This is a genomic window from Pseudarthrobacter sp. MDT1-40-2, from assembly GCF_059383595.1.
Window position 1 is genome coordinate 208,154 of the sequence record NZ_JBWZCL010000004.1, and the last position, 10,162, is coordinate 218,315.

9 protein-coding genes are annotated in these 10,162 nt (G+C 64.4%); 4 read left to right on the top strand and 5 right to left on the bottom strand.

The annotated features are described in order from the left end of the window. Window positions 1-19: 19 nt before the first annotated feature. The 5 genes from AC50X5_RS13390 to AC50X5_RS13410 form a co-directional block, all read right to left on the bottom strand. Entirely contained in the window at window positions 20-700 is a 681-nt protein-coding gene (locus AC50X5_RS13390; RefSeq protein WP_494976572.1) for a TetR/AcrR family transcriptional regulator, read from the bottom strand. A 130-nt stretch (window positions 701-830) separates the two neighbouring features. Further along, a complete protein-coding gene (locus AC50X5_RS13395) occupies window positions 831-2,276 on the bottom strand; it encodes a dicarboxylate/amino acid:cation symporter (protein ID WP_494976573.1) in 1,446 nt (481 codons plus the stop codon). Between the two features lie 260 nt (window positions 2,277-2,536). After that, on the bottom strand, window positions 2,537-4,219 hold the full coding sequence (locus AC50X5_RS13400) for a DUF885 domain-containing protein (protein ID WP_494976574.1): 1,683 nt from the start codon (window positions 4,217-4,219) through the stop codon (window positions 2,537-2,539). A 114-nt stretch (window positions 4,220-4,333) separates the two neighbouring features. Next, on the bottom strand, window positions 4,334-4,615 hold the full coding sequence (locus AC50X5_RS13405) for an acyl-CoA carboxylase subunit epsilon (RefSeq protein WP_494976575.1): 282 nt from the start codon (window positions 4,613-4,615) through the stop codon (window positions 4,334-4,336). Then, complete coding sequence (locus AC50X5_RS13410) at window positions 4,612-6,195, bottom strand: acyl-CoA carboxylase subunit beta (protein WP_493985177.1); 1,584 nt, start codon at window positions 6,193-6,195, stop codon at window positions 4,612-4,614. Before AC50X5_RS13410 ends, AC50X5_RS13405 begins: the two co-directional genes overlap by 4 nt. A gap of 252 nt (window positions 6,196-6,447) precedes the next feature. Here AC50X5_RS13410 and AC50X5_RS13415 point away from each other — a divergent pair, with 252 nt between their 5' ends. From AC50X5_RS13415 to AC50X5_RS13430, 4 genes are read left to right on the top strand one after another with little or no spacing between them, the layout of a single operon-like run. Next, window positions 6,448-7,350, top strand: coding sequence for an SDR family oxidoreductase (locus AC50X5_RS13415; protein ID WP_494976576.1), 903 nt, complete (start codon window positions 6,448-6,450; stop codon window positions 7,348-7,350). Between the two features lie 35 nt (window positions 7,351-7,385). Further along, window positions 7,386-8,339, top strand: coding sequence for a biotin--[acetyl-CoA-carboxylase] ligase (locus AC50X5_RS13420; RefSeq protein ID WP_494976577.1), 954 nt, complete (start codon window positions 7,386-7,388; stop codon window positions 8,337-8,339). Beyond that, window positions 8,332-8,928, top strand: a complete 597-nt coding sequence (locus tag AC50X5_RS13425; protein WP_494976578.1) for a PH domain-containing protein — start codon at window positions 8,332-8,334, stop codon at window positions 8,926-8,928. Before AC50X5_RS13420 ends, AC50X5_RS13425 begins: the two co-directional genes overlap by 8 nt. Next, window positions 8,918-10,084 carry an adenylate/guanylate cyclase domain-containing protein gene (locus AC50X5_RS13430; RefSeq protein ID WP_494976579.1) on the top strand — a complete coding sequence of 389 codons (1,167 nt, stop codon included), beginning with the start codon at window positions 8,918-8,920 and terminating at the stop codon, window positions 10,082-10,084. Before AC50X5_RS13425 ends, AC50X5_RS13430 begins: the two co-directional genes overlap by 11 nt. Window positions 10,085-10,162 lie beyond the last annotated feature (78 nt).

The following is a 10,162-nucleotide window of genomic DNA, read 5'->3' on the forward strand; positions in this document are numbered from 1 at the left end:
GAAGGGGAGGGGCTGGTGGTCAGCTGGCGCGTGGTGCGGCCCGGGGGCCAGCGGGGGCGGAACGCGTGGTGAATCCGCCGGACAGGAGGCTGATGGATTCGATCAGGAGTGCGCGCAGAGTTGCCAGCGAATCGGGGGAAAGGTCAGCTCCGCAGCGGGCGAACCAGGTGTCGAACGCCGCCTTGCCGCAGCCCATGACGGAGCTTGCCAGGGCGCGGACGAAAAGGTCGTCCGCCTCGGCGCCCGATTCGCGCAGGCGATCCTGGATGGCGTCAATGATCTGGACGGTGCAGGCATCCCAGGCCTCAAGCTCCGAGCGGAATATCCCTGGACTGGACTGGGCCAGGCTGTGGAACTCCGCGATGGGAGCGACGGTCATGGGGTCGGCGAGCTCGGCCAGCGCTGCCCGGGCGGATTCAAGGATGGGCTCATCAGCCGGCCGCAAGCGGAAGCGGACCAGGACGTTGTCCAGGAAACCGTCGGCGACCGATGCCAGCGCTGCTTCGATGCCGTTGAAGTAGTTGAAGAAGGTGCGCCGCGAAATGCCGGCAGCGTCAGAGATGTCCTCCGCGGTGAAATTGCCGTGGCCCTTGCTGCGCAGCAGGTGCAGGGCAGCGGTGGCGATGGCCTGGCGGGTGGCGGCCTTGTTAAGTTCCCGCCGGGATGGTGCTGCTGACGGCGGCTGAGCGGCGGAGTCCATATGTTTACACTATGTGCAACTTTGCACTACGCGCAAGTTTGTACGTTTGGCGGGACCTGCTGGATCAGCAGGAACGGAAAAAGGAAGTCCCCGGGAACTTCCCGGGGACTTCCTTTGCGCAATAGCTCGGTTAGGCCTTGACGTCCGCCAGCTCGCGGCCCGAGGCAGCGGAACCCGTGCTGGCACCAGGACCGGCAGCCGGCTCTGAAGCATCAGCGTCATCGTCCACGAACGGTGAGCCGTTACGCGGAGCGTTGTAAAGCGCTTCGTCCAGGATGCCCTGCCGGCGCGCCACGATGGTCGGAACCAGGGCCTGGCCGGCCACGTTCACCGCGGTGCGGCCCATGTCCAGGATGGGATCGATGGCAAGCAGGAGTCCGACGCCGGCCAGCGGCAGCCCCAGCGTGGAGAGCGTGAGCGTGAGCATCACCACGGCGCCGGTAGTTCCGGCAGTAGCAGCTGAACCGAGAACGGACACCAGTGCGATCAACAGGTACTGGGTGAAATCGAGCTGGATGCCGAAGAACTGGGCCACGAAGATAGCTGCGATCGCGGGGTAAATTGCCGCGCAGCCGTCCATCTTGGTGGTAGCACCGAGCGGTACGGCGAAGGAGGCGTAGGCGCGGGGCACGCCCAGCGAGCGCTCGGTGACCCGCTGGGTCAACGGCAGCGTGCCGATCGAGGAACGTGAGACGAAGGCCAGCTGCACTGCCGGCCACACGCCGGTGAAGTACTGCTTGACGGACAGTCCATGGCTGCGCACCAGGACCGGGTACACCACGAACAGCACCAGGGCCAGGCCAATGTAGATGGCGATGGCGAACTTGCCCAGTGAGCCGATGGTGTCCCAGCCATAGACGGCCACCGCGTTGCCGATCAGGCCGACGGTGCCCAGCGGGGCAATTCGGATGATCCACCACAGGACCTTCTGGATAACGGCCAGGGCCGAGGCGGTGAAGTTCAGGAACGGCTCGGCAGCCTTGCCCACCTTGAGGGCGGCAATGCCAACGGCGATAGCGATGACCAGGATCTGCAGGACGTTGAAACTGAGTGAGGTGGTAGCGCCGGTTTCGGCGACCGTGGTGCTTGCGCCCAGGCCCAGGAAGTTTTTGGGGAAGAGTCCGGTGAGGAAGGCCCACCAGCTGCCCACCTTGCCGGGAGCGTCGCCTTCGCTGGTGATGCCGGTGTTGGCGCCCGGCTGGAGCAGTACGCCCAGTCCAATACCGATCAGCACTGCAATCAGCGAGGTGATAGCGAACCAGAGCAGAGTGTTCCAGGCCAGGCGGGCCGCATTGGAGACTTCACGCAGGTTGGAGATGGAACTGACGACGGCGGTGAAGATCAAGGGCACGACGGCGGTCTGCAGCAGCGCGACGTAGCTGGACCCGATGGTCTGCAGGGTTGCGCCGAGGGCGTTGGGATCGTCCTTGGTGCTGCCGGTGTACTTGGCCAGGAGGCCCAGGGCCAGGCCGACAATCAGGGCCGCGATGATTTGGACGCCGAAGGATCCGGCCCACTTGGGCAACTGGAAGCCGGACGTTCCCGGTTTTTTAGGGGTGCTGGTTGATGTGCTCACCTGAACACGCTAGGTCCAACCCCCATACCACTACTAACGAACGTTGAGAAATGTTACGCCCGGCCAGGCCCGACCCAACGTGAATTCCCCAGCAAAAAGCCACCACAAGCCACTTTTATGAAGATATTCCCCGCGCGGGTGTGTTAAAAGTCTCGCTGCAGCTAGGGCCCGGAAGTCACGCATCCGGCAGCGTGCGTCAAGCGACGAAGGAGCAGCACGCAGAGGTGTGGGCCTTCCGGGCCCTCTAACGGCAGAGGGGACTAAAGCAACGCCCGTCGGAGGGTGTCTAGGCCTACGGACCCGATGTTCAACGCCCGGGTGTGGAAGTCCTTGAGGTTGAAGCCGGGGCGGGCTTCGAGTTCGGCGCGGATTTCTTCCCAGAGCCGCTGGCCGATCTTGTAGGACGGGGCCTGGCCTGGCCAGCCGAGGTAGCGGGTGAACTCGAAGTTGAGCTGGCCTTCGCTGATGGGCAGGTTGGCGCGGAGGAACTCATAGCCCTTCTCCGGCGTCCAGGTTCCGGAGCCCCAGGCGGAAGGAACCTCCAGTTCAAGGTGAACGCCGATATCGAAGACAACCCGGGCGGCACGCATTCGCTGCATGTCGAGCATTCCCATGTGGTCGCCAGGATCGGACAGGTAGCCCAGTTCCTGCATGAGCTTTTCAGCGTAGAGTGCCCAGCCTTCGCCGTGCCCGGAGGTCCAGCAGACGTTGCGCCGCCACTTGTTCAGCAGTTCCCGGCGATAGGTGGCTGTTCCGACCTGGAGGTGGTGGCCGGGAACGCCTTCGTGGTAGACCGTGGTGGTCTCGGCCCACGTGGTGAAGGTGTCTTCGCCGGCGGGGACTGACCACCACATCCGGCCGGGTCGGCTGAAGTCGTCGGAGGGGCCTGTGTAGTAGATGCCGCCCTCGTCGGTGGGAGCAATCCGGCACTCAAGAGTTTGCATTGGTTCGGGGATGTCAAAGTGCACGCCTGCCAGTTCGGCTACGGCCTTGTCGGAGAGCTCCTGCATCCAGGCCTGGAGTGCAGCCGTGCCCTGAAGCCGGCGGGCGGGATCATTGTCCAGGATTTCTTTTGCCTCGGCGACGGTGGCTCCTGGCTTGATGGCTTCTGCCACGGCCTGCTGCTCGTCGATCAGGCGCTGCAGCTCCTGCACGCCCCAGGCGTAGGTTTCCTCCAGGTCTACCGTGGCACCGAGGAAGTTGCGTGAGGCCAGCGCATAACGATCGCGGCCCACAGCGTCCTTGGCCGGGGCTACCGGCAGGAGTTCGTCACGAAGGAATCCGGCAAAGTCAGCGTAGGCACTCCGGGCGGCGGCAGCGCCGGCGTCGAGCGTTTCCTGAAGAGCGGAAGGTAACGGCTGTCCGGAGATTCGGGCCTGGGCAGCAAGCTTGGTGAAGAAACCATCCTCGGCGGCGTATTTCCGCGTCTGCTCAATAACTGTTTCCACCTGGCGTACAGCGGAAACCCGCCCGGCCTCCTTGCCGGATCTCAGGGCGGCAATGTACCCGGCCAGTGCGGCGGGCACATTGTGGGCACGGCCGGCGATGTGCTCCCAGTGTTCCGGCGTCTCCGTTGGCATCAGGTCGAAGATGGCACGGATTTCCTGGGCGGGGGACGCGATGTTGTTCAGGTCGGCGGCATCCCAACCGGATTCGTGGATTTCCAGCAGGAGCCCCAGCCGCTCGCCCATGGCGTCCAGGGTAACGGCGTCAACGTCATCAGCCGGCGCCAGGCCGTCCAGTTCGGCGAGCGTCTTCCGGGCCTCGTTGGCCAGTTCGGCAATTCCGGCGGGGGAGTAATCGGGGTACTCAGTCTCACGGCCAGGAATACCCAGCTCCGTGGCGAAGCTCGGATTGAGCCTGATCAGCGTGTCTGTGTACTGGTCCGCGACTGCGTCAATAGGTGTCCGGGGGCGCGCAACAGGTGCAGCAGGGTTAGTCATAAAACGAGACTAATGGCGGTGCATCCCCCTGTGCAGGCCCGCCACGCCAATAGCTGGGCCCGCGCCGCCAAGGTTCCCTGGCCGCACGAAGCGAGGTTAGGGAGGCGGCGGGGATCAGCCGCGGCTGCGCCGCCATGCTCCCGGACCGGGCGTGGGCGCGAGCCGCAGCTGCTGACGACGCACCCAGTGCCGGGTGGTGGGCCGCAATGGTGGCGCAACCTCGCTTTCCTGCAGGGAAGCGACGACGACGGTCAGCGCCGCCAGCTCCTCGGGGGTGGGATTGCCTTTGACGACGGAGAGGACGGGCGGGGCGAGCGCGCCCCGGGGTCCGGCAGACTCAACGGTTTCGCCAGGCTCGGTTTCGGCAGGCTCAATCACCGGTTTACGGGACGTCACAGCGGGATGTTCCCGTGCTTTTTGGTGGGCAGTGACGCGCGTTTGTCACGCAATACCCGCAGTCCGCGGATGATCTGCGGGCGTGTTTCTGAAGGGGCGATCACTGCGTCGACGTAGCCTAGCTCGGCTGCCTGGTACGGGTTGAGCAGCTCTTCCTCGTACTGCTTGATCACTTCTGCACGGCGGGCCTCGACGTCCCCGCCCGCTTCGGCGACTGCTGCGAGATCGCGGCGGTACAGGATGTTCACAGCTCCCTGGGCGCCCATGACGCCGATCTGTGCAGTGGGCCAGGCCAGGTTCAGGTCTGCGCCCAGTTTCTTGGAGCCCATCACAATGTAGGCTCCGCCGTAGGCCTTGCGGGTAATGACGGTGAGCTTGGGGACTGTGGCCTCGGCGTAGGCATAAAGGAGCTTGGCGCCGCGACGGATGATGCCCTGGAATTCCTGGTCCTTGCCGGGCAGGAAGCCGGGGACGTCCACCAGGGTGATGATGGGAATGTTGAAGGCATCGCAGTTCCGCACAAAGCGGGCGGCTTTCTCGGACGCGGCAATATCAAGGGTGCCTGCGAACTGCAGGGGCTGGTTGGCGACGATACCAACGGTGTGACCTTCGATCCGGCCGTAGCCGATGATCACGTTCGGGGCGTACAGGGACTGCATCTCCAGGAAATGGGCATCGTCCACCAGCTGTCCGATCAGCGTGCGCATGTCATAGGGCTGGTTGGCGGAGTCCGGGATGAGCGCGTCCAGGGCGAGGTCGTCTTCGTCGATCTCCAGTTCCTGGTCGTGTTCGGTGACCGGCGGCTCCGAGAGGTTGTTGGAGGGCAGGAAATCCAGGAGTTCGCGGACGAATTCCAGGGCGTCAGCCTCATCGGCCGCCAGATACGTGGAGGTTCCCGTGGTGGCGTTGTGCTGCCGTGCACCGCCCAGGGTTTCCATATCCACGTCCTCGCCCGTTACGGTCCTGATGACGTCCGGGCCGGTGATGAACATGTGTGAGGTCTTGTCCACCATCACCACATAGTCAGTCAGGGCAGGGGAGTAGGCGGCGCCGCCGGCGGAGGGGCCCATGATCACCGAGATCTGCGGGACCACTCCGGAGGCGTGGACGTTGTTGCGGAAAATATCCGCGAACATGGCCAGCGATGCCACGCCTTCCTGGATGCGGGCGCCGCCACCGTCCAGAATGCCCACCACGGGGCAGCCGTTACGGAGCGCGAACTCTTGTACTTTCACGATTTTTTCGCCGTTGACCTGGCTCAGTGAGCCGCCGTAGACGGAGAAGTCCTGGCTGTAGACGGCAACGGGCCGGCCGTCCACGGTGCCGTAGCCGGAGACCAGGCCATCGCCCAGAGGCTTCTTCTTTTCCATGCCGAATGCTGTGGAACGGTGCACAGCCAGGGCATCAAACTCCACGAACGAGCCCTCGTCGAGCAGCAGGGCAATCCGCTCGCGCGCCGTATTCTTACCCCGGGCATGCTGCTTCTCGATAGCTTCCGGCCCCGATGGCTGCTCGGAACGGGCCTGGCGGTCGCGGAAGTCGGCAATCTTCCCAGCTGTGGTGGTCAGATCGTGGCTCATCAGGGGTCTCCGGCTCTGTTTCGGGTTCAGTGCAGTTCTTCAGGGGCAACACGCGCATAAAAACGTGGTTCACGGCGGGATTAAGTAGCTTGTGTACAAGCTCCCGAACTCCGGTACGCGCCTGTTGGCTAGTCTAATGACGCTTGATGCCGGGGCCGCTGTAGAAATCCTACAATTTTGTGGCGTTCGGCCCTTTCGGCTGCGCGGACCGGATGTTACTCGTCAGTAACATTTGTCCGTTACAGTATGCCTATGACTGCCAGCAACGATGCTCGAAGTACCCTCTTCCCGTCTACGGCCACACCATACCGGCCGAAGGGATCGCTCAAGGGCCGCACCATCCTGATGTCCGGCGGCAGCCGGGGGATTGGCCTGGCGATTGCGCTCCGCGCCGCACGCGACGGAGCAAACATCGTGATGCTGGCCAAGACCGGCCAGCCGCACGCCAAGCTGGAAGGCACGGTCTTCACCGCGGCCACGCAAGTGGAGGAAGCCGGCGGCCAGGCGCTGCCGCTGGTGGGAGACGTCCGGAACGACGACGACGTGGCGGCCGCAGTTGCCGCAGCCCTGGACAGGTTTGGCCGGATCGACGTCGTCATTAATAATGCCTCCGCTATTGATCTCTCCCGCACTCCTGACGTTGACATGAAACGCTACGACCTCATGCAGGACATCAACGTCCGGGGTACCTTCCTGCTCTCAAAACTGGCGCTCCCGGCGCTGCTGGCATCCGGCGACGGGCAGATCCTGACGCTCTCTCCACCCCTGAACCTGGATCCCAAGTGGGCCGGCGAACACCTCGCCTACACCATGGCCAAATACGGCATGAGCCTGACCACGCTGGGCCTGGCGGAGGAATTCAAGGACCAGCCGCTCAGCGTTAACTCACTCTGGCCCTGCACCCTGATCGACACGGCCGCCATCCGCAACATGCCCGGCGGCAGCAGGATCGTCCAAGCGGCGAGGGGGCCGGAGATCATGGCCGATGCCGCGCATGCCATCCTCACCGGTGCCCATGTACCGCCCGGCGCCGGGCGCGAAACCGGAAGATTTTATACAGACGAGGAAGTTCTCGCGGGCGCCGGTATCAGGGACTTCGCCCCCTACAGCCTGGGAGCGGCCGAGGACCAGCTGGTACCGGACATCTTCCTCTGACGCCGCGACTGAGCCGAGTCGCTAGGATTCTGTCTATGGATGACGCACAGAACCCCGGCCCCGAGACCACAGCCGGCTCGGGTCCCGCCGGTTCTGTCCCCGCCCGTTCCGCCCTGGACAGGGCTGCGCTTACTGCCCCGGACTTCCTGGCAGCACACGGGATCAGCAGCCTCGCCGTGGTCGAGACCACCGGCTCCACCAACGAGGACCTGCTGCGTGCCGTGACCGTCGAGCCAAAAGCCTGGCCTGACCTGTCCATCCTCACCGCCGAACACCAGAGTTCAGGCCGCGGCCGTCTGGCCCGCCACTGGGAGGCTCCGCCCCGCAGCTCGATTGCCGTGTCAATGGTGCTGCGGCCTGTTAATTCCCAGGGGCTGCCGGTTCCCACACACAGTTATTCCTGGTTGTCGATGGTCGCAGCACTGGCCCTTCGCGAAGCCCTGATGGAAACCGCGGAGCTTCCGGCCGAGATCAAGTGGCCCAACGACGTCCTGGTCCACGGCCGGAAGATCTCAGGCATCCTTGCGCAGCTGGAGCCCCTGAGCGGACCTGGCGTGCCAGCCGTCATTTTGGGAACGGGTGTCAACGTCACGCTGACTGAACCGGAACTGCCGGTTCCCACCGCCACCTCGGTCCTGCTGGAGCAGTCAAGGGCGACTGACCGCACCGAACTGCTTAGGAGTTATCTTTCCCGCTTCGCCGCCCTCTATCGCGCGTTCTGCAATGCCGACGGCGATCCTACGGCAGGGCTTGCGGGTGGCCCTTCGTTGCACAAGCGGCTGGAAAGCGTGATGGTCACCCTCGGCCGGCAGGTCCGGGCCCAGCTGCCCGGCGACCACGAAATCATCGGCCATGCGACCCGCCTGGACCCGTACGGCTCGCTGCTGGTGGTGGATGAGGCCGGGCACGAGCACGTTATCACCGCCGGGGATGTTGTACACCTCCGTCCGTGGTCGCGTGAGGCCGGCGGCGAAAGTGGTTATGCGTAAGGACTTGCTTGCAGGCGAGCAGGTCATTGTCCTTACCCGGCCCCAACCGCGGGCGTTGACCGTTACCGCCGTCGTCTTTATCCTCACGCCGGCCCTGGTCGCCTTTGCCTGGGCCTGGATTCTCAGGGGCGGGGCGGCAGCGCTCCTTCCTGTGGTTTCCGGACTGGAGTTCTGGCTGGTGGCCGCCTGCGCGGTGCTGGGGGCCTGGATCTGGCTTGGCTTCTGCCTCCCGCGCCTGATGCGCTGGAGTGCCACGCGCTACATCCTGACCAGCCGTCGGGTCATCCACCGGTCCGGCACCGTGCGGCGGCACGACAGCCAGCTTTCCCTTGCCGCGGTCCGCAACGTGTCGGTCAGCCAATCGCTCCTTCAGCGGGTATTGCACTCGGGGAATATATCCTTGGAGTCCGGCTACGGCGGGAGCCTGGGGCTTCCGGACATGCCGGAGGTTGCCCGGTTTCGGAATTTCGTCCTCGAAGCCATCGATGACCTTCCGGAAGAGGAATTCATTGAAGTTGAACGGATGAACAGTCCTGCCGAAGGGGCAGAGCCATGGGATGGGAGAGCAGGTGGAGACAATGAGCGATGAGGACCTGAACGACGCCGGCACGGAAGTTACGCCCTTAGCGCCCCCTGCTGCGCCCGCGGCTGACGATGTTGTTCCCGGGAACCTTCCGGAACCAGCGCCCGCAACCGGCACAATCTCCGCAGAGCGGATGGCTGCCAAGGCCCTGGAAACCCGGTTGCTGGGCGGTGAACGCAAGCTGCGGCGTCGCGAAGTAGCTGCCGGTGCGGGGCTGTCGCTGCTGTCCGCACGCAAACTCTGGCGTGCCCTCGGCTTCCCCAATTACAGCGACGAGGACGTGGCCTTCACCGAACGGGACCAGGCGGCGCTCAGCACAGTGGTGGATCTGGTCCGCGCGGAAAAGCTGACCGAGGAAGCTGCCATTTCCGTTACCCGGGCCATCGGGCAGATGACTGACCGCATGGTCGTGTGGCAGATCGAGGCGCTGATCGAAGACATGGTCCACGAGCAGGGTGTAACAGACGCCGTAGCGCGTAAACAGTTGGTGAACGATCTTCCCGCGCTGGTCGATGCGCTGGAGGAGATGCTGGTCTACTCGTGGCGCCGCCAGCTCAATGCCGGGGTCCAGCGCCTTGCGGTGCGGGCCGAAGCCGGATTGCAGGCCAGCGAAGAAGGCCGCGAAGGGGACGAAGATGACGCCCCGCTGCCGCTGGCCCGCGCGGTGGGCTTCGCAGACCTCGTCTCCTACACCAGCCTTTCGCGCCGAATGAATGAGAAGACGCTTGCCCGGCTGGTGCAGCGCTTTGAGAACAAGTGCGCCGAGATCATCTCCGTGGGCGGTGGCCGGCTGGTGAAAACGGTTGGCGACGAAGTCCTTTACATTGCAGAGACACCGGCAGCGGGTGCAGAGATTTCGCTGGCATTGGCGCAGGCGTTCACCGAGGATGAAATCCTTCCAGAGGCCCGCGTGGCCATGGTCTGGGGCCGCATCCTGTCCAGGCTTGGCGATATATACGGTCCCACAGTCAACCTCGCTGCCCGGCTCACCTCGCTGGCCAATCCCGGCACCGTCCTGGTGGACTCCATGACGGCCGCCGCCCTGGAGAACGATGAGCGCTTCGTCCTGACGCCCCAGCCTGCCGAGGACGTCCGCGGCTTTGGTGAAATCCACCCGGTCCTGCTGGCCCGCGGGCGGGGTAAGGGCCTGGTCCTGGACTGAGTCTGAGGTCGCCTCCGGAGTTTATCCAATTGGTGGTGATCGAGTATCGTTGTACCTGTTGAGCCGAAGCCGGCAGGG